This window comes from Streptomyces sp. NBC_01520 (genome assembly GCF_045040375.1).
Classification (GTDB): domain Bacteria; phylum Actinomycetota; class Actinomycetes; order Streptomycetales; family Streptomycetaceae; genus Streptomyces.
Genome location: NZ_CP109404.1, coordinates 4,361,324 through 4,381,448, shown reverse-complemented (window position 1 = coordinate 4,381,448; position 20,125 = coordinate 4,361,324). Strand labels below are relative to the sequence as shown.

Here is a 20,125-nt window from a genome sequence, read left to right as displayed (position 1 = left end):
GTGGGGAATCACGGTGGAGAACCCGGCGGCCCGGTCGCCCCCGGGCCCCTGCGCCTCCTGCGTGAAGCTCAGCTCGGCGACAGTGGCCCCACTGCCGGCCGCCACCACCTACTACGCCACCCATCGGTCACGGCCGCTGCTTGACTTTGTCGACGACGGCCCAGCTGTCGAGATAGGACAGCTGCGTGTACGTGTTCCTGCCCTTGCCGTCACCCGAGCTGCGCTCGTCACGGAATCCGAGGAACCGGTACGTCTCCGGGTCGAAGACGAAGTAGCCACCGAAACCCGTGACCCCCTCCGGAAGCCTCGGGTCGTCATACGTGACGGCCACGCCCGTACGCCCCTTGGCGTCCTTCTGGTCCGGCACCACCTTGACCCCTGGCACCATGCCGAGCGCCTCGTACGCCGCCGGGCGCAGCCCCTCCGGCAGCACCGGGACCAGCTTGAGCAGGCCGGCGAGGCTGAAGTGGATGTCCGACCACTCCTCCTCGGTGACCTCGTCGAGCGAGTCGTTCCTGTCGTCCGGACCCGTCTTGTGCAGGAGCGAGAGGATCAGCTTCTCGGGCTCGGTCGGGAGGCCCTTCAGCGTCCCCCAGTCCTGCGGCGGCCATACGCTCTCGTCGTCCTGGAGCGGCGGCGCCCACCAGCCCTTGCCGATCTCCATGACCCAGGAGCGTTGCGAGCCGTCCACCGAGCGCCAGTTCTCGTCGACGTAGCGCTTCGTGACACCCGTCCGCTGGTTCGTCTCCTTGATGATCTCCTTCGTGTAGACGAACTGGTCGTCCCGCGGACTGACCACCCGTTCGTGCTTCCGCTCGTACGCTGCCGCACCGTTGAGCACGGTCTGCGCGCTCACGTTCCTCAGGTCGTGGGAAGCGGCCGGCGGTACCACGATCCGCCCACCACCGCCGTCGCCGTCCTGCACGGCGACCAGCACGCCGGCGGCCACCGCGGCCGCGACCGCACCGGTCAGGGCGATGCGCAGGACGGGGCGCCTGTGACGGCGTACGACCGGAGCGGTCCCGCTCCTTCCTGTCATCGCCACGAGCAGCCGGGCCCGTACCCGTCGCCGGGTCTCGTCGTCGAGCGGCGGCGCTCCCGCGTCGTAGTCCCGCAGTTCTCGCAGCTCGTCGATGTCACTCATGGGGAACTGCCTCTCGGAAAGCGGTCGGATCGGATCCGCCCAGTGCTTCGCGCAATCTGCCGCGAGCCCGGTGCAGCCGGGATCTGACGGTGCCGACAGGCACCCCGAGGGCCGTGGCCGCCTCCTCGTAGTCGAGGTCCGCCCACGCCACCAGCAGCACGACGTCGCGGTGCCGGGCGGACAGCCCGGCCAGCGCAGCCGCCAGGTCCCGGCGCACCCCCGTGGCACCGGCCCGGGCGACCGCACGGTCCGCGACCGGCTCCTCGTACTCCATCGGCTCCGGCACCTTCGCAAGCGCCTTGAAACGGCGCGCTTCGGCCCTGCGGTGCCGGCTCACGAGGTTGGTGGCGATGCCGAACAGCCACGGACGGGCATCGGTCCGCGTGAGGTCGTACGTGTGGCGTCGCTGGAAGGCGGTGGTGAACGTCTCCGCCATCAGATCCTCCGCCGCCTCAGGACCGAGCCGACGTGCCGCGTAACGGTGCACGGCACCGGCGTACCGGTCGAAGAGCGCGGCGAACAGCTCGGGCTCGTCCCGGGACCGCGCGATCACGCGGGCGTCGCTGTCCTCGCGATCCTCCTCGCGGGTGCGGGCGCCCGGCGGCACGACGGTCATCGGAGCTCCTCTCGTTCGTCCGAACACCTCGAAGGCCCGGGCTCGTTCGGATGGTTCACCTGTCCTTCGCCGGTCGGCGGGATCGAGTTCCATCCCGCTCCTGGCGTACGACACCCGTCGGGTGGACCCGCGACAGCCCCGGAATGGTCTCGGCTCGGCGATCGGAACGGGTCGTGAACGCAGAAAAGCCCCGTGCCACAAAGGGCACGGGGCTTTCCCGGAATAATTGTTCGGCGGCGTCCTACTCTCCCACAGGGTCCCCCCTGCAGTACCATCGGCGCTGAAAGGCTTAGCTTCCGGGTTCGGAATGTAACCGGGCGTTTCCCTAACGCAATGACCACCGAAACACTATGAAATTAACCAACACCGGACATAAACACAGCCGTTCGTTATTTCAGAACTAACACAGTGGACGCGAGCAACTGAGGACAAGCCCTCGGCCTATTAGTACCAGTCAGCTCCACCCGTTACCGGGCTTCCACATCTGGCCTATCAACCCAGTCGTCTACTGGGAGCCTTAACCACTCAAGGTGGTGGGAATACTCATCTCGAAGCAGGCTTCCCGCTTAGATGCTTTCAGCGGTTATCCTTTCCGAACGTAGCCAACCAGCCATGCCCTTGGCAGGACAACTGGCACACCAGAGGTTCGTCCGTCCCGGTCCTCTCGTACTAGGGACAGCCCTTCTCAATATTCCTACGCGCACAGCGGATAGGGACCGAACTGTCTCACGACGTTCTAAACCCAGCTCGCGTACCGCTTTAATGGGCGAACAGCCCAACCCTTGGGACCGACTCCAGCCCCAGGATGCGACGAGCCGACATCGAGGTGCCAAACCATCCCGTCGATATGGACTCTTGGGGAAGATCAGCCTGTTATCCCCGGGGTACCTTTTATCCGTTGAGCGACAGCGCTTCCACAAGCCACTGCCGGATCACTAGTCCCGACTTTCGTCCCTGCTCGACCCGTCGGTCTCACAGTCAAGCTCCCTTGTGCACTTACACTCAACACCTGATTGCCAACCAGGCTGAGGGAACCTTTGGGCGCCTCCGTTACTCTTTAGGAGGCAACCGCCCCAGTTAAACTACCCATCAGACACTGTCCCTGATCCGGATCACGGACCCAGGTTAGACATCCAGCACGACCAGAGTGGTATTTCAACGACGACTCCACAACCACTGGCGTGGCCGCTTCAAAGTCTCCCACCTATCCTACACAAGCCGAACCGAACACCAATATCAAACTATAGTAAAGGTCCCGGGGTCTTTCCGTCCTGCTGCGCGAAACGAGCATCTTTACTCGTAGTGCAATTTCACCGGGCCTATGGTTGAGACAGTCGAGAAGTCGTTACGCCATTCGTGCAGGTCGGAACTTACCCGACAAGGAATTTCGCTACCTTAGGATGGTTATAGTTACCACCGCCGTTTACTGGCGCTTAAGTTCTCAGCTTCGCACACCCGAAAGTGCACTAACCGGTCCCCTTAACGTTCCAGCACCGGGCAGGCGTCAGTCCGTATACATCGCCTTACGGCTTCGCACGGACCTGTGTTTTTAGTAAACAGTCGCTTCTCGCTGGTCTCTGCGGCCACCCCCAGCTCATGGAGTAAATCCAATCACCAGTGATGGCCCCCTTCTCCCGAAGTTACGGGGGCATTTTGCCGAGTTCCTTAACCATAGTTCACCCGAACGCCTCGGTATTCTCTACCTGACTACCTGAGTCGGTTTAGGGTACGGGCCGCCATGAAACTCGCTAGAGGCTTTTCTCGACAGCATAGGATCATCCACTTCACCACAATCGGCTCGGCATCAGGTCTCAGCCTTAACGTGTGACGGATTTACCTACCACACGGCCTACACCCTTACCCCGGGAACTACCACCGCCCGGGCTGGACTACCTTCCTGCGTCACCCCATCGCTTACCTAATACAAGTCTGGTTCATCGGCTCCACCACTACCCTCAACTCCGAAGAGATCGGGCCGGCTTCACGGACTTAGCATCGCCTGATTCAGTATTGGGCGTTTCAAAGCGGGTACCGGAATATCAACCGGTTGTCCATCGACTACGCCTGTCGGCCTCGCCTTAGGTCCCGACTTACCCTGGGCAGATCAGCTTGACCCAGGAACCCTTAGTCAATCGGCGCACACGTTTCTCACGTGTGTATCGCTACTCATGCCTGCATTCTCACTCGTGAACCGTCCACAACTCGCTTCCGCGGCTGCTTCACCCGGCACACGACGCTCCCCTACCCATCCATACTCCCGTTGGGGATATGTGTATGAATGACACGACTTCGGCGGTACGCTTGAGCCCCGCTACATTGTCGGCGCGGAATCACTTGACCAGTGAGCTATTACGCACTCTTTCAAGGGTGGCTGCTTCTAAGCCAACCTCCTGGTTGTCTCTGCGACTCCACATCCTTTCCCACTTAGCGTACGCTTAGGGGCCTTAGTCGATGCTCTGGGCTGTTTCCCTCTCGACCATGGAGCTTATCCCCCACAGTCTCACTGCCGTGCTCTCACTTACCGGCATTCGGAGTTTGGCTAAGGTCAGTAACCCGGTAGGGCCCATCGCCTATCCAGTGCTCTACCTCCGGCAAGAAACACACGACGCTGCACCTAAATGCATTTCGGGGAGAACCAGCTATCACGGAGTTTGATTGGCCTTTCACCCCTAACCACAGGTCATCCCCCAGGTTTTCAACCCTGGTGGGTTCGGTCCTCCACGAAGTCTTACCTCCGCTTCAACCTGCCCATGGCTAGATCACTCCGCTTCGGGTCTAGAGCGTGCAACTCAATCGCCCTATTCGGACTCGCTTTCGCTACGGCTTCCCCACACGGGTTAACCTCGCTACACACCGCTAACTCGCAGGCTCATTCTTCAAAAGGCACGCAGTCACGACTGTTGCTCCGAAGAACAACAGCGACGCTCCCACGGCTTGTAGGCACACGGTTTCAGGTACTATTTCACTCCGCTCCCGCGGTACTTTTCACCATTCCCTCACGGTACTATCCGCTATCGGTCACCAGGGAATATTTAGGCTTAGCGGGTGGTCCCGCCAGATTCACACGGGATTTCTCGGGCCCCGTGCTACTTGGGTGTCTCTCAAACGAGCCGTTGATGTTTCAGCTACGGGGGTCTTACCCTCTACGCCGGACCTTTCGCATGTCCTTCGCCTACACCAACGGTTTCTGACTCGTCTCACAGCCGGCAGACTATGAAAGAGAGATCCCACAACCCCGTATGCGCAACCCCTGCCGGGTATCACACACATACGGTTTGGCCTCATCCAGTTTCGCTCGCCACTACTCCCGGAATCACGGTTGTTTTCTCTTCCTGCGGGTACTGAGATGTTTCACTTCCCCGCGTTCCCTCCACACTGCCTATGTGTTCAGCAGCGGGTGACAGCCCATGACGACTGCCGGGTTTCCCCATTCGGAAACCCCCGGATCAAAGCTTGGTTGACAGCTCCCCGGGGACTATCGTGGCCTCCCACGTCCTTCATCGGTTCCTGGTGCCAAGGCATCCACCGTGCGCCCTTAAAAACTTGGCCACAGATGCTCGCGTCCACTGTGCAGTTCTCAAACAACGACCAGCCACCCATCACCCCACCCTTACAGGTGAGTGCACTGGGGCCGGCAACCGAAGATCCAGACTAAAAAAGCCCGCACCTTCAGATACCCAACAGCGTGCCCGACCCGACCGATCCCCTTCACTTTCCACGCCGAAGCAGTACTCATGAAAACAACCTGTCGTGCCGAATAGTCAACGTTCCACCCATGAGCAACCACCGTCGAACATTTGCCGACGTAATGGTCTCTGGACTCCTTGCGGAATCTAGATGCTCCTTAGAAAGGAGGTGATCCAGCCGCACCTTCCGGTACGGCTACCTTGTTACGACTTCGTCCCAATCGCCAGTCCCACCTTCGACAGCTCCCTCCCACAAGGGGTTGGGCCACCGGCTTCGGGTGTTACCGACTTTCGTGACGTGACGGGCGGTGTGTACAAGGCCCGGGAACGTATTCACCGCAGCAATGCTGATCTGCGATTACTAGCAACTCCGACTTCATGGGGTCGAGTTGCAGACCCCAATCCGAACTGAGACCGGCTTTTTGAGATTCGCTCCGCCTCGCGGCATCGCAGCTCATTGTACCGGCCATTGTAGCACGTGTGCAGCCCAAGACATAAGGGGCATGATGACTTGACGTCGTCCCCACCTTCCTCCGAGTTGACCCCGGCAGTCTCCTGTGAGTCCCCATCACCCCGAAGGGCATGCTGGCAACACAGAACAAGGGTTGCGCTCGTTGCGGGACTTAACCCAACATCTCACGACACGAGCTGACGACAGCCATGCACCACCTGTATACCGACCACAAGGGGGGCACCATCTCTGATGCTTTCCGGTATATGTCAAGCCTTGGTAAGGTTCTTCGCGTTGCGTCGAATTAAGCCACATGCTCCGCTGCTTGTGCGGGCCCCCGTCAATTCCTTTGAGTTTTAGCCTTGCGGCCGTACTCCCCAGGCGGGGAACTTAATGCGTTAGCTGCGGCACCGACGACGTGGAATGTCGCCAACACCTAGTTCCCAACGTTTACGGCGTGGACTACCAGGGTATCTAATCCTGTTCGCTCCCCACGCTTTCGCTCCTCAGCGTCAGTAATGGCCCAGAGATCCGCCTTCGCCACCGGTGTTCCTCCTGATATCTGCGCATTTCACCGCTACACCAGGAATTCCGATCTCCCCTACCACACTCTAGCTAGCCCGTATCGAATGCAGACTCGGGGTTAAGCCCCGAGCTTTCACATCCGACGTGACAAGCCGCCTACGAGCTCTTTACGCCCAATAATTCCGGACAACGCTTGCGCCCTACGTATTACCGCGGCTGCTGGCACGTAGTTAGCCGGCGCTTCTTCTGCAGGTACCGTCACTTTCGCTTCTTCCCTGCTGAAAGAGGTTTACAACCCGAAGGCCGTCATCCCTCACGCGGCGTCGCTGCATCAGGCTTTCGCCCATTGTGCAATATTCCCCACTGCTGCCTCCCGTAGGAGTCTGGGCCGTGTCTCAGTCCCAGTGTGGCCGGTCGCCCTCTCAGGCCGGCTACCCGTCGTCGCCTTGGTAGGCCATTACCCCACCAACAAGCTGATAGGCCGCGGGCTCATCCTTCACCGCCGGAGCTTTTAACTCCGCCCCATGAGGGACAGAGTGTTATCCGGTATTAGACCCCGTTTCCAGGGCTTGTCCCAGAGTGAAGGGCAGATTGCCCACGTGTTACTCACCCGTTCGCCACTAATCCACCCCGAAAGGCTTCATCGTTCGACTTGCATGTGTTAAGCACGCCGCCAGCGTTCGTCCTGAGCCAGGATCAAACTCTCCGTGAATGTTTTCCCGTAATCGGGATCACAACACGAGAGCGGAACGACCAGGTCGGAATAAGACCGGTCGTTCACAGCGTCCTCGCTGTTGTTGCCTACCAGACCCGAAGGACCGGCAGGACTTTTCAAAGGAACCACCAACCTGCCGAAGCAGGCCGGGGTATCAACATATCTGGCGTTGACTTTTGGCACGCTGTTGAGTTCTCAAGGAACGGACGCTTCCTTCGGTCCCGTTTCACCGGGGCCCTCCGGGCGCTTCCCTTCGTTCTTGCGTTTCCGACTCTATCAGACTCTTTCGTGTCCGATTCCCGGTCGAAGCGGGTTTCGCTTTCCAGTTCTTCGCTTTCGCGTTTCCCTTTCCGGCGAGTCCGACTCTATCAGATCCTTTCGGGCCTGATTCCCAGTCAGCGGGGTTTGTCTTCCCGGCTGTTGGGCCGTTCCGACGTCTCAAACTCTAGCGGAATCTCCCGGCGACTCATAATCGAGCCTTCGATTTGAATTCCGGCATGCCGAAATTCACCCCGATGGGAGGTCGTGCAGAGTTTTGGTTGCCGCATTCGCGGCGGATCGGTTGCCCCGGATCCGTACCGGCTCCGTGACAACTCGGAGAACTTTACGGATCGGGGAGGGGCGTGTCAACCCCTCCCCGGGAGGCCTCCCGGCACCATCAGTCCAGGTCGGTGAGCCGGCCACCGGCATCCGGCTGGGCATGTTCCACGCGGCGCAGGAGCCTGATCAGGATCTCGCCCAGGGCTCCACGCTCGTCGCCCGCCAGGTCCTGGAGGAGGTCCTCCTCGAAGTCCGTGGCCATACGCATCGCCTCGAGCCACTTCGTACGGCCCTTGTCGGTCAGCTCGACGATGACGCGGACCCTGTTGTTCTCGTCCCTGTCCCGCGTGACCAGGCCTTCACCGGCCATGCGGTCGATGCGGTGGGTCATGGCGGCCGGTGTGAGCCCGAGCCGCTTGGCGAGCTCACCCGGACCCAGTCGGTACGGGGCACCTGCCAGGACCAGGGTCTTGAGGACCTCCCATTCGGCATTGCTGATGCCCAGGGCCGCCAGCTGTCTGCCGTACGCGACGTTCATCCGGCGGTTCAGCCGGCCCAGGGCGGAGACGACCTGTTCGACCTGAGGGTCGAGGTCGCGGTACTCGCGCTGGTAGGCCGCGATCTGCTCGTCGAGGCTCGGCTCGTGGAGCTCGGGCCGCTCGGGGGTGTCAGACATGGCGGGCAGTATGGCACGCCGCCCATCGCCTTCGAAGTCCTTCGATCTGTAGTGTTGAACATCTAATTTTAATGCTAAAGTCTACCGGTCTGTGTTCTTCGATGTTCTTCAAGTCTTTGGGCAGGTGAGTGTGACCAGGGAGATGGGTGCAGCGCTGCGGCGGATCCAGGTGGGGAGCGCGCTGAGCGCGTTCGGCCTCGGTTTCACCGTCCCGTATCTGTACGTCTACGTGGCGCAGGTACGGGATCTCGGTGCCGGTACGGCAGGTGTCGTACTGGCTGTGTTCGCCATGGCAGCGCTGGCCGTCCTGCCGTTCACCGGGCGGACCATCGACCGGCGCGGGCCGCTGCCCGTGCTGATCGCCGCCGCGGGCACGGCTGCCGTGGGCGCTGCCGCGCTGGGTGTGTCGAGCAGCGTGACGACCGCGGTCCTCTCGGCCGCCGTCCTCGGAGCGGGTACGGCGGTCATGCAGCCGGCGCTCGCCACGATGCTGGTGTGGTGCACGAGCGCCTCCACCCGTACGCGCGCCTTCGCCACACAGTTCTTCCTGCAGAACCTCGGTCTCGGTATCGGCGGGCTGGCAGGCGGTCAGCTGGTCGACGTCGGCCGGCCGTCGAGCTTCACCCTCCTGTTCCTGATCGAAGCGGCGATGTTCGTCGTGCTCGGGGTGGTGACCGCCACCGTGCGTATGCCGCGTACGGCTTCCGTCCCCGGCGCCATGCCCACCGACGGCTCCGCGCCCAAGGGCGGACTGCGGGTGCTGCTCTCGCACAGGGCGATGGTGCAGCTGTGCGTCCTGGGCTTCGTGATCTTCTTCGCCTGCTACGGACAGTTCGAGTCCGGCCTCGCGGCCTACGGGACCGAGGCCGCCGGGATCGAGCCGTCGACCCTCGGCATCGCACTGGCTGCCAACACCGCGGTCATCGTCGCCGCCCAGTTCGTCGTGCTGCGGCTCGTGGAGCGCCGGCGGCGCAGCCGGGTCATCGCGTGCGTCGGTCTGATCTGGGCGTTCGCCTGGATCGTGGCGGGATACGCGGGCCTCGGGCACGGCAGCCAGACCATGGCGACGGCCGCGATGATCTCGACGTACGCGCTGTTCGGGCTCGGTGAGGCGATGCTGTCACCGACCGTCGCGCCGCTCGTCGCCGATCTGGCGCCGGAAGCCATGGTCGGTCAGTACAACTCGGCGTTCGCCCTGGTGAAGCAGCTGGCCCTGGCGGTCGGACCGGCCGTGGGCGGGCCCATGGGGGCGTCGCTGCACGGGCCGTACATCGTGACCTTCGTGCTGTTCTCGCTGGGCATCACCGTGGTGGCGCTGAAGCTGGGCCGTCAGCTCACCCCCGTACAGGACAAGCCGTCGCTCGTGGCGGCGCCCTCGCGGGTGGTGGCCGTGTCACTCCCGGAGAGCGAGCCGGAAAACAAGCCGGAGGGCGCGCCGGTCACCGCTCCCGCCGCCGCCCACTGAGGCGGCGCTCTCCCCGGCTCAGCCGGGGAGGGCGAATTCGCACCACACCGCCTTGCCGCCGCCCGGAGTACGACGGCTGCCCCAGGACGAGGCGATCGTCGCGACGATGGAGATACCGCGGCCCGCCTCGTCCGCCGGTTCGGCGCGGCGTCGGCGCGGCAGGTGGTCGTCCCCGTCCGTCACCTCGATGATCAGGCGGCGGTCGGTACGGCGCAGGCCGAGCCGCATGGGCGGGGTGCCGTGCTGGAGGGAGTTCGCCACGAGCTCGCTCGCGGCGAGGACGCCCAGGTCGCAGAGCTCCATGGGGAAGCGCCACGAGGCAAGGACCCCGGTGGCGAAGGCACGGGCCCTGGGCGCGGCCTCGATGCCGCCCAGCAGTTCGAGCGAGGCGTTGTGGAAGAGCTCCGCACTCGCACCCGTGCGGGCGGGATGCTGGACGACGAGCACCGCCACGTCGTCGTCGTGCTCCGCGGTCACCCCCAGGGAACGGATGAGCCGGTCGCAGACCACCTGGGGCGCCCCCTTGGCACCGGACAGCGCCCGCTCCAGGGACGCGACGCCCTCGTCGATGTCCTCGCTGCGGCGTTCGACCAGACCGTCCGTGTAGAGGACGGCCGTGGAACCGGGCGGCAGGGCGATCGTCCCGGAGGTGTGGACCCAGCCGCCGGTGCCGAGCGGCGGTCCGGTCGGGTCCTCGGCGCGGTGGACGGTGCCGTCCTCGTCGCACACGAGGATCGGGAGATGGCCGGCGGAGGAGTAGACGAGGTGGCCCTCGTTGGGATCGTGGACCGCGTAGACGCAGGTGGCGATCTGGCTGGCGTCGATCTCGGCCGCGAGGACGTCGAGGAGCTGCAGCACCTCGTGCGGCGGCAGATCGAGACGGGCGTAGGCGCGGACGGCGGTGCGCAGCTGGCCCATGACGGCGGCGGCCCGGACCCCGCGCCCCATCACGTCGCCGATGACGAGCGCGGTACGGCCCGCGCCGAGGGTGATGACGTCGTACCAGTCGCCGCCGACCGCCGCGTCCGTGCCGCCCGGCTGGTACGTGGCCGCGATCCGCAGGTCGTCGGGCTGTTCGAGCTCCTGCGGAAGAAGGGAGCGCTGGAGGGTGACGGCCGTTTCGCGGTGGCGGCGCTCGCTGGCCCGGAGACGCTCCGCCGCTTCGGCGTGGTCGGTGACGTCGGTCGCGTAGACGAGCACGCCCGCCTCACCCGCGCCGTCCCCGCTCTCCGGGTCGCCAACGGCGACCGGGGTGCAGGTCACGGTGTACGAGCTGCCCGCGAGGACCTTGCGGGACTTGACCGTACGGGGCGTACCGCTGCGCAGGACCTGGTCCATGAGGGGCAGCAGGCTGAGCTCGGACAGCTCCGGCATGGCCTCGGCGGCGGGTTCACCGCAGGGACGTGGGCCGAAGGCGGCCGTGTACGCGTCGTTGACGTAGGTGATGCGGTGCTCGGGGCCGTGGAGCAGCGCGACGGGGGCGGGGAGCCGGCCGAGGATCTCGGGGGCGGAGAGGGATTCCAGGGAGGGGGCGGCCGCGGAGGGTTCGGGTGTCCCGTCCGGCGGCGTGGGTGCGGTCCTGGGGCGTACGGATTCGGCGCGGGCGGCGGGTACGGACTTGTGGTCGTCCCGCGCGGCGGCTCGACGCTGCGTTCCGGGAAGGCGGGCGCTCCAGCGCGTGAAGTTCACGGAATTTCTGGCCTCGTGTGTCGGTCTGGTCCGCTCGGGCGAGCTGCTTCGTCGGCCGGTACCTGTGCCGGTCGTTGCCGTACGTCTGCCGGTCGGGGCACCGCGGCGGTCCCCCGGGAAGGCGCAGCCGGGTCTCTTCTTGCTGATGGTCGTCGCTGCCGGTCACTGTAGGTGACTGCCGAACGGGTCACTCTGTGCAGGCGTGGGCCCACCTATGGTCACACGCCCAGTGTGACCGACCGTACTGACAGTTGTCGTACGACTGCGGGTACAGCGGCCGAACCGCAGCCGTTCTCCGACCGTCGGCGGCAGTCGGAGGCCGTCGGCGGTGCTGGTCGGCGACGGCCCCAGGAGCGGCGGGCGCCGTTCCGTGGGCCGTGGACCAGGGGTTCAGCCGGATGTCTTCGGCGGGCCGTCTTCCTTCGGCGGGTTGTCGCCGGCGCGTCCGGCGTTCCCCTCGCTCCCGGGAGGTCCGGGGTGTGCGTGGCCGCCGGCCGCGAGCGCGAATTCGGCGCGCGGGTGTTCGAGAGAGCCGAGGGAGACAATCTCGCGCTTGAAGAGTCCGGCCAGTGTCCACTCGGCAAGGACGCGTGCCTTCCGGTTGAAGGTGGGCACCCGGCTGAGGTGGTACACGCGGTGCATCAGCCACGCGGGGTACCCCTTGAGCTTGCGGCCGTAGACATGGGCGACGCCCTTGTGGAGGCCCAGTGAGGCGACGGATCCGGCGTAGGAGTGCCGGTAGTCCTTGACGGGCTGTCCGGCAAGCGTGGCGAGGATGTTCTCCGCGAGGACCTTGGCCTGACGGACCGCGTGCTGGGCGTTCGGCGCGGTCTCCCTCCCGGGCTCCGAGGAGGTGAGGTCGGGGACGGCCGCCGCGTCCCCGGCCGCCCAGGCGTGCTCGACTCCGTCGACGCGGAGAGCGGCGGTACAGCGGAGCCGGCCGCGCTCGGTGAGGGGCAGGTCGGTCGCGGCGAGCAGCGGCGCGGGTTTGACGCCCGCGGTCCACACCAGGGTGCGGGTCGGGAAGCGGGAGCCGTCGCTGAGGACCGCGATCCGGCCCTCGCAGCTGTCGAGACGGGTGTCGAGCCGTACGTCGATGTTGCGGCCCCGCAGTTCCCGGACGGCGTACCTGCCCATCGCCTCGCCGACCTCCGGCAGGATGCGGCCGGTCGCCTCGACCAGGATCCATCGCAGGTCCGTGGGCTTGATGTTGTGGTAGTACCGCGCGGTGTAGCGGGCCATGTCCTCCAGCTCGGCAAGCGCCTCGACACCCGCGTACCCGCCGCCGACGAAGACGAAGGTGAGGGCCGCGTCGCGGATGGACGGGTCCCGGGTCGCGGAGGCGATGTCCATCTGTTCGATGACGTGGTTGCGGAGCCCGATGGCCTCCTCGACGGTCTTGAAGCCGATGCCGAAGTCGGCGAGGCCGGGGACCGGGAGGGTGCGCGAGACGGATCCGGGTGCGATGACGATCTCGTCGTAGGGGATCTCGACGGCGCCGGTGCCGTCCTCGCCGGTCGCGAGCGTCGTGACGGTCGCGGTGCGTTTGGCGTGGTCGACGCGTTCCGCCTCGCCGATGACGATCGTGCAGTACTTCAGGACCCGGCGCAGCGGTACGACGACATGGCGCGGCGAGATCGAACCGGCCGCGGCCTCGGGCAGGAACGGCTGGTACGTCATATAGGGCTCCGGCGTGACCACCACGATCTCGGCCTCACCGCTCTTCAGTCTCTGCCTCAGCTTCCGCTGGAGACGCAGTGCGGTGTACATCCCGACGTAACCGCCGCCGACGACGAGAATGCGTACACGCGGCCTGGTGCCGGGGGTCGTCCCCCGGGAATCTGGAGCCATCACCATCCCATGACGCACCGGAGTCCGGAGTTTGTCCACAGGCCCGGCAAATTGTGTGACCGGAGCTCTTCGATCACCCGTCGGGGAGCAATCACCGTGTATCCCGGCAGCGGTGCAGGTCAGGCATGGCGGGAGGGGGTGCGGGCATGGGGCGAATCAGGGTTCAACCGGTCCTTGCTCCGATCGGGGGGCGCTCCGTGCGGAACTACCCTCTTCTGAATTGAGCCGGGCTCAACTATGTTCGTACCCCGTCGGGGTGTCTGAGTCGGACGATGATCCGCACACCGGCTGACACGGCGGGGAAGTCTCCGGGGGGAGACGTCATAACCGGGGGAAGTTATGCACATTCAGGATTTGCATGGGCAGAGCACTGTCACCTCTGCTTCGGAGGGCCACGGGCGGCTGAGCCCGGTGGGAGCGGTCGCGACGGTCGCCGGGGGCGGGCCCGTGGGGAACGCGGCCCGCACGGCGCCGCTCCGCGTGGACGCGCAGCGCAATCTGGAACACGTCCTGCGCGCCGCACGTGAGGTGTTCGGCGAGCTGGGGTACGGCGCGCCGATGGAGGACGTGGCACGCCGCGCCCGGGTCGGTGTCGGTACGGTCTACCGGCGTTTCCCGAGCAAGGACGTGCTGGTGCGCCGGATAGCCGAGGAGGAGACCTCACGGCTCACCGACCAGGCGCGGTCCGCTCTGGGGCAGGAGGACGAGCCGTGGTCGGCGCTGTCCCGTTTCCTGCGGACATCGGTGGCCTCGGGAGCGGGCCGGCTGCTGCCGCCGCAGGTGCTGCGGGTCGGGGCCGATCCGGAGGATTCGGCCGCCGTGCCGGGTTCGGCCGACGGCGAGACGCGAGTTCCGCATCAGCGGCAGATGGCACAGCCCGATCTCCGGGTGGTCGCACCGCGCTCCGCCGAGGAGGGCATGGACGACGACTCCGGCGCGGGCGAGTTGCTGGAGGTCGTGGGCCGACTGGTCGACCGTGCGCGGGAGTCGGGGGAGCTTCGGGGCGATGTGACGGTGGCGGACGTGCTGTTGGTCATCGCCACCGCGGCACCGGCACTGCCGGATCCCGTTCATCAGGCGGCCGCGTCCGCGCGGCTGCTGGACATCCTGCTGGAGGGCCTGCGTTCCCGGCCCGTCTAGGCGTGTGCCCCGCCTTCCGGCCGGGGTCCGGCCCCGCGCGGGCGGTTGTCCGTCCCTGCGGGACGGGCGTGCCGGGCGGACCTGCCGGGCGGGGCGGACACCCTTACGGCTGCGGGGTGTGGGGTGTGGGGTGTGGGGACTCCCTCGATGGGGTGATATCTCGCGCCTCATGTGCGGGAAGACACCTCGGACGAGTGGTTGCCCGGGCTGAGGGTTCGCCGCGGCAGGGCTCTGTGACACTCTGGCCCCGGTATTACGGGTCCGAAGGTGCATACGGGGGCTTCCGCGATGAGCGGTGACGCGCAGCAGGAGGAACCGGCCGACGGCATCACGGACGGCGGCATCACGGACGGCGGCACGGAGACCGGCGAGCCGTTCACCGGCCAGGTCCCGAGCCAGGCCGGCTCGGGACGGTCGGGCGGTGGCCGGGCCGAGGGCGGCACCGTGCTGCCCGGCCCCTGGGCGGCGCCCACCGACGACGCGGGTGCCACGTACGCCGTCCCTCTCCAGCGGGAGGGCCGCGCGGGCTCCGCCGATCTCGGGCCCTCCGACGCCAAGTTGATCCAGGGCATGCGGGCCGGCGACGACCGGGCCTACGAGGAGCTGTTCCGGCGCCACTCCGGGGCGGTGCGCCGCTACGCCCGCACCTGCTGCCGCGACGCCCACACCGCCGACGACCTGACGGCCGAGGTGTTCGCACGGACCCTCCAGGCGGTACGGGGCGGGAAGGGGCCGGAGGAAGCCGTCCGGGCCTACCTGATGACCGCTGTCCGGCATGTCGCCGCCGCGTGGACGAGGAGCGCGAAGCGGGAGCATCTCGTCGACGACTTCGCGGTGTTCGCCGCGCAGGCCACGCGTGCCTCCGAGCTCGCGGAGGCCGACACCCTCGATCTCGGAGCCGATGTGCTGGCCATGCACGAGGCGGACCGTTCCATGGCCATGGAGGCGTTCCGCAGTCTGCCGGAGCGCTGGCAGGCCGTGCTGTGGCACACCACCGTGGAGGAGGAGTCGCCGAGCGAGGTCGCCCCGCTGTTCGGCCTGACCGCCAACGCCACGGCGGTGCTGGCCGTCCGGGCCCGCGAAGGGCTCAAGCAGGCCTATCTCCAGGCCCATGTGAGCCAGGCGCTGACGGCGGGCGGAGACTGCGCCCAGTACGCCGACCGGCTGGGTGCCCATGCCCGGGGCGGGCTGCGGAGCCGGGCCGAGCGCGGGCTGCGCAAGCATCTGGACGAGTGCGCGAAGTGCCGGATCGCCGTCGGTGAGTTGAAGCATGTGAACGCCGGGATCCCGGCGCTGCTTCCGGTCGCCGTCATCGGCTGGTTCGCCGCGGGCTACGCGGTCAAGGCCGCGGGAGTCGTGGCGGGCGGGGCGGCAGGCGCGGCGGGTGCCGGGGCGGCCGCCGCCGCGACGGGCGGTGCCGCCTCCGGGAACACGGCAGGTGGAGCCGCCGCGGCCGAGGGACTCGGCGCGCCGGTGAAGGCGGGCATCGTGGCCACGGTGGCCGTGGCGGCCGCGGCCGGGCTGGTGTGGGCCCTGGTCGGCGACGACCGGCCGGTCCCCGAGCCGAAACCGGCCGCCGAGCCGCCGGTGGCGGCCCTCGCCGTGCCGACACCCACTCCTCCGCAGGCTCCGCCGGCCCCCGCGCCGCCGCCCGCGCCCGAACCGACACCCGAGCCCGAGCCGACCCCCACCCCCACGCCGGCACCGCCCGCGCCGGAGCCGGCCCCCGAGCCCACACGGCCGGAACCGCCCGCACCCGCACCGCCGGAGCCCAGCCCGGAGCCGCCCGCTCGGAGCACCCCGCCGCCTCCGCCTCCGCCTCCGCCCGAGATCTACCAGGTCAACGAACTGGCGTACTCGGTGGCAGGGGATCACACCGGGCCGGAGATCCTCCTCGGTGAGACCCGGGGGGTGGTCTGGCAGCGCACCGAACTGTCGATCGGCTCGACGACGTACGCCCACGGCGTCACCGTCCACGCCCGCTCGTCGGTCGCGATCCAGCTCAACCGCCCATGCACCCGCTACCAGGCGATGGTCGGCGTGGACGACCTGACGGAGATGCTCGGCCCGGTGCGCTTCTCCGTGGTCGGCGGTGACGGGGCGCGGCTGTGGGAGTCGCCCGTGATGCGGGGCGGAGACCCGGCGGTGGCGACGAGCGTCGGCATCGAGGGGCAGGGCACGATCCGGCTCGTGGTGGAGCCCGCGGGCCCGCTCGGCGGGCTGACGCTGGCCGACTGGGCGGAATCCCGGATCAGCTGTCGCTGAGCTCCGCGAGGAGGCGGCTGAGGAGGACCAGGACGTCGTCCACGGTGAGGGGGCGTCCCGCCGCGCACTGCGCTTCGTACGCCTCGGGGGTCAGCTCGTCCCGGAGCTGTTCCAGGACCGCCGCCACCTCTCTCTCCTCGACCACCGACCGGGGGCCGTTCACCCGCCAGGTCCCTGCCGCCGCGAGGACGCGTGCGGACTCGGCGAACAGTCCGAGCCGCGGCAGGATGGTCCCGGCCGCCTCAGCGAGATGGGCCGTGAACACCTCCGCGCATCCGGCCGCCGCGGCCGTGCCCAGCGCCCCGGTCACCCCGCGGAGTCCGGCGGCCGGGCCCCCCGACGGTTCGAACACGCTGATGCGCGCCGAGAGACCCTCGACCGCGGCCTCGAACTGGGGCGGCCGGCTGCCGTACACCTGGGAGTTCCGCGCCGAGTCGATGAACCGTCGCGCGTCCTGCACCTCCCCGGCCGTCAGCGCGACGCAGGCCCGCAGGAAGCCCACGTACGCCTGGGCGTCCAGCACCTGCTGCCGTCCGGCCTCCGTCTCCGCCTCGTCCAGGCCCTTCCTGGCCGCGTCCAGGTCGCCGGTCCGGTAGGCGAGTTCGGCGAGGCGTCCGATGAGGAACGGTGCTTCCGCGTGGGCGCCGACCTCCCGGGCGAGCTCCAGTGCCTCCCGGTAGGCCGTCCGCGCCTCCTCGTACCGCCCCTGCATCATTCCGGCCTCGGCGGACGCGCTCGCGACCTGGGCGCGCAGGTAGCGGTCGCCCACACGGCGGCTCAGGACGCGCAGTTCGGCCAGGTCCTCGTCGATGCCCGTGATGCCCCGGGGCGTGTCCACCAGCATGTGGGTGCGGAACATCAGGGTGAAGCCGTACTCCCAGTCGCCGCCGTGGGCACGGGTGCGGGCGACGGCCTCGTCGAATTGCGTGTGCACGTCGGCCGTGTACTCGCGGTGCATGCACGCGGTCATCGGCCAGAGCATTCCGGGGAAGCGCGTGGACTCCGGGCCCCCCGCGCCGAAGGCCGCCGACACCCGGACCACCAGGTCCTGGAACTCCTCGTCCTCGTGGAGGTTGTCGGCCGGCCGGCTCTCCACCGCGAGGAAGAACCGCAGCATGTGCAGGTGCATGCGGGGCCAGTGGCGGGGGTCGGCCGGTTCCTCGGGGTCCTCGCCGAGGGCGACGGTACGGTCGGCCCAGACCAGGCCCTCCGTACGGAAGTTGCGCAGCCACCAGAACCAGCCCATGCCGAGCACCAGGCGCAGTGCCTCCGGCTCGGAGCTCCCGCCCGCGGTGGTGCGGTGCAGGGCGGCGCGGATGTTGTCGAGTTCCGTCTCCAGCCTTCCGATCCAAGGCAGTTGTTCCCCGGAGCGGAGCAGCGGGTCGGCCTCCTCGACGAGCGCGGTGAAGTGCGCGGTGTGGGCCGTGGCGGCGGCAGCCCGTACGCCCGGGGCCTCGGCGGCCCGCTCGGAGGCGTACTCGTGGATGGTCTCCAGGAGGCGGTAGCGCATGTCCCCGGCATCGGTGGGGGTCGCGACGACGAGGGACCTGTCGACGAGCGCGCCGAGGAGGGAAGCCGCCTCGGGTCCGGCGGTCACCGCTTCGGCCGCGGCCAGGTCCCAGCCGCCCGCGAACACCGAGACCTGGCGCAGGACCGTGCGCTCGTCCTCCGCCAGCAGGTCCCAGGACCAGTCCACGACCGCGCGCAGGGTCTGCTGGCGGGGCAGCACGGTGCGGCTCCCATGGGTGAGCAGCCGGAACCTGTCGTCCAGCCGGTCCGCGATCTGGCGCGGGGTGAGCACCCGGAGCCGGGCGGCGGCCAGTTCGATGGCGAGCGGCAGGCCGTCGAGCCGCCGGCAGATCTCGGCGACGGCCCGCGGAGTGTCGGCCGCTCCCGTCGCCTCCGGGTCGAAGTCCGGCCGTACGGCGCGGGCGCGCTCGGCGAAGAGGCGGTGCGCGGGGTCCGGCGGGAGCGGCCCGACGGGCCGCACGGCCTCGCCGGGTACGCCGAGTGGTTCACGGCTGGTGGCGAGGACGCGGAGTCCCGGACAGTGCGTGAGGAGGGTCTCCGCGAGGGCCGCCGCCGCGTCGATGACGTGCTCGCAGTTGTCGAGCACGAGGAGGAACGGCCGGTGGCGTGAGCGGTGCGCGAGGTGTTCGACCAGCCGCTCGGTGGGGTCGACGGGTGCGGCGGACCCGTCCCGGGTGCTGTCGCGCAGCAGTGCCGTCTCGCGCAGGCCGAGCGCGGAGAGTACGGCTCCGGGTACGGCGGAGGGGTCGTCGAGCGGGGCGAGTTCGGCGATCCAGGCGGCGCCTTGTCCGGTGGTGGCCTCCTCGGCCAGCCGGGTCTTGCCCGAGCCGCCGGGGCCGGTGAGGGTGACCAGGCGTGCGCGGGTCAGATCGGCGCGGATGGAACGGAGTTCGGCTTCGCGTCCGACGAAGGAGGTGAGCCGGGGGCGGATGTTGCCCTCGGCGGGGTGCGGGTCGTGCGCAGCGGCCGGCGGTACGTGGTGGTCCGCGGCATGCGGTACATGCTCCGTGGCATGCGGTACGGAGTGTTCCGTGGCGTGTCCGTGCTGGTCGAGGAGTTCCCTGTGGAGAGCGGTGAGTTCCGGTCCGGGATCGGTGCCCAGGCCGTCGGCGAGTGCCCGGCGGGCCTCCTCGTACGCGACGAGCGCGTCGGCCTGTCTGCCTTCGGCGCGCAGCGCCCGGAGCAGTTGGGCGTGCAGGGGTTCGTGGTACGGGTGGGCGGCCGTGAGCTCCCGGAGCTCGGGTACGAGTCCCGCCCGGTCCCCGCGCCGGAGGTCGGCCTCGACGCGCTGCTGGACTGCGGTGAGCCGGTGGGCCTCCGCCCGTATCCCCTGGTCCCGTTCGCGTTCGGGGAGGTCGGCGAGGGCGGGCCCGCGCCAGAGGTCCAGCGCGGTGCGCAGGGTGTGGGCGGCGGACTCGGGGTCTCCGTCGGCCAGTTCCCGGGCGCCTTGGCGGGCGAGCCGCTCGAAGACGTACAGGTCGATGTCGTCGGGGCCCGCGTCGAGCCGGTAGCCGGCGGGATCCCCGGCGACCGCCGCCCTGCCGAGGGCGCGGCGCAGCCGGCCGACGAGTGCCTGGAGGGCGGCGGGGGCGTCCTGCGGCGGATCACCGCCCCATACGTCGTCGACGAGCGCGGCGACGGTGACGGGGCGGCCCGCGCGCAGGGCGAGCGCCGCGAGGAGGGCACGCAGCCGGGGGCCGCCGACGGGCAGCGCACCGCCGTCCCCGTCTCGCGCCTCGGTGACGCCCAGGATCAGATACCGCACGGAGCCATTGTGTCCCGGGCGGGCCGCACCCGGCCCGGCCGTCTGCCGAGGGCGGAACCCGGTCCGC

9 protein-coding genes and 3 rRNA genes are annotated in these 20,125 nt (G+C 67.9%); 3 read left to right on the top strand and 9 right to left on the bottom strand.

The window, feature by feature from the left end:
• Window positions 1-127: 127 nt before the first annotated feature.
• The 6 genes from OG524_RS19775 to OG524_RS19750 form a co-directional block, all read right to left on the bottom strand.
• Window positions 128-1,144, bottom strand: coding sequence for a CU044_5270 family protein (locus OG524_RS19775; protein ID WP_405389535.1), 1,017 nt, complete (start codon window positions 1,142-1,144; stop codon window positions 128-130).
• Window positions 1,137-1,760 (bottom strand): RNA polymerase sigma factor, encoded by a 624-nt coding sequence (locus OG524_RS19770; RefSeq protein WP_405389536.1) that lies wholly within the window; start codon window positions 1,758-1,760, stop codon window positions 1,137-1,139. Before OG524_RS19770 ends, OG524_RS19775 begins: the two co-directional genes overlap by 8 nt.
• Before the next feature lie 228 nt (window positions 1,761-1,988).
• Window positions 1,989-2,105: ribosomal RNA gene (gene rrf / locus OG524_RS19765) — 5S ribosomal RNA — on the bottom strand.
• Window positions 2,106-2,184: 79 nt separating this feature from the next.
• Window positions 2,185-5,309: ribosomal RNA gene (locus OG524_RS19760) — 23S ribosomal RNA — on the bottom strand.
• A 299-nt stretch (window positions 5,310-5,608) separates the two neighbouring features.
• A 16S ribosomal RNA gene (locus OG524_RS19755) occupies window positions 5,609-7,134 on the bottom strand.
• The 16S, 23S and 5S rRNA genes sit together here, the layout of an rRNA operon.
• Window positions 7,135-7,795: 661 nt before the next feature.
• Window positions 7,796-8,353 (bottom strand): MarR family winged helix-turn-helix transcriptional regulator, encoded by a 558-nt coding sequence (locus OG524_RS19750; RefSeq protein ID WP_405389537.1) that lies wholly within the window; start codon window positions 8,351-8,353, stop codon window positions 7,796-7,798.
• A 142-nt stretch (window positions 8,354-8,495) separates the two neighbouring features.
• Between OG524_RS19750 and OG524_RS19745 the strand changes: the two genes are divergently transcribed.
• Complete coding sequence (locus tag OG524_RS19745; RefSeq protein WP_405393144.1) at window positions 8,496-9,818, top strand: MFS transporter; 1,323 nt, start codon at window positions 8,496-8,498, stop codon at window positions 9,816-9,818.
• Between the two features lie 18 nt (window positions 9,819-9,836).
• On the opposite strand, the gene OG524_RS19740 is transcribed toward OG524_RS19745, so the two are convergent.
• Window positions 9,837-11,507, bottom strand: a complete 1,671-nt coding sequence (locus tag OG524_RS19740; protein WP_405389538.1) for a SpoIIE family protein phosphatase — start codon at window positions 11,505-11,507, stop codon at window positions 9,837-9,839.
• A 390-nt stretch (window positions 11,508-11,897) separates the two neighbouring features.
• Window positions 11,898-13,358 carry an NAD(P)/FAD-dependent oxidoreductase gene (locus OG524_RS19735; protein WP_405389539.1) on the bottom strand — a complete coding sequence of 487 codons (1,461 nt, stop codon included), beginning with the start codon at window positions 13,356-13,358 and terminating at the stop codon, window positions 11,898-11,900.
• A 339-nt stretch (window positions 13,359-13,697) separates the two neighbouring features.
• On the opposite strand from OG524_RS19735, the gene OG524_RS19730 reads away from it, so the two are divergent.
• Both OG524_RS19730 and OG524_RS19725 read left to right on the top strand, forming a co-directional pair.
• Entirely contained in the window at window positions 13,698-14,498 is an 801-nt protein-coding gene (locus OG524_RS19730) for a TetR/AcrR family transcriptional regulator (RefSeq protein ID WP_405389540.1), read from the top strand.
• 288 nt (window positions 14,499-14,786) lie between these two features.
• Window positions 14,787-16,763 (top strand): sigma-70 family RNA polymerase sigma factor, encoded by a 1,977-nt coding sequence (locus tag OG524_RS19725; protein ID WP_405811340.1) that lies wholly within the window; start codon window positions 14,787-14,789, stop codon window positions 16,761-16,763.
• Here OG524_RS19725 and OG524_RS19720 read toward each other — a convergent pair.
• Window positions 16,750-20,058: an AfsR/SARP family transcriptional regulator gene (locus OG524_RS19720; protein WP_405811338.1), complete on the bottom strand. Its 3,309-nt coding sequence runs from the start codon at window positions 20,056-20,058 to the stop codon at window positions 16,750-16,752. The genes OG524_RS19725 and OG524_RS19720 overlap by 14 nt on opposite strands.
• Between the last annotated feature and the right edge of the window lie 67 nt (window positions 20,059-20,125).

Excerpts from the sequence above, each read along its gene's own strand:
- OG524_RS19775 (WP_405389535.1), bottom strand. The coding sequence starts at position 1,144 with ATGAGTGACATCGACGAGCTGCGAGAACTGCGGGACTACGACGCGGGA.
- OG524_RS19770 (WP_405389536.1), bottom strand. The coding sequence starts at position 1,760 with ATGACCGTCGTGCCGCCGGGCGCCCGCACCCGCGAGGAGGATCGCGAG.
- OG524_RS19750 (WP_405389537.1), bottom strand. The coding sequence starts at position 8,353 with ATGTCTGACACCCCCGAGCGGCCCGAGCTCCACGAGCCGAGCCTCGAC.
- OG524_RS19745 (WP_405393144.1), top strand. The coding sequence starts at position 8,496 with ATGGGTGCAGCGCTGCGGCGGATCCAGGTGGGGAGCGCGCTGAGCGCG.
- OG524_RS19735 (WP_405389539.1), bottom strand. The coding sequence starts at position 13,358 with ATGGCTCCAGATTCCCGGGGGACGACCCCCGGCACCAGGCCGCGTGTA.
- OG524_RS19730 (WP_405389540.1), top strand. The coding sequence starts at position 13,698 with ATGCACATTCAGGATTTGCATGGGCAGAGCACTGTCACCTCTGCTTCG.
- OG524_RS19725 (WP_405811340.1), top strand. The coding sequence starts at position 14,787 with ATGAGCGGTGACGCGCAGCAGGAGGAACCGGCCGACGGCATCACGGAC.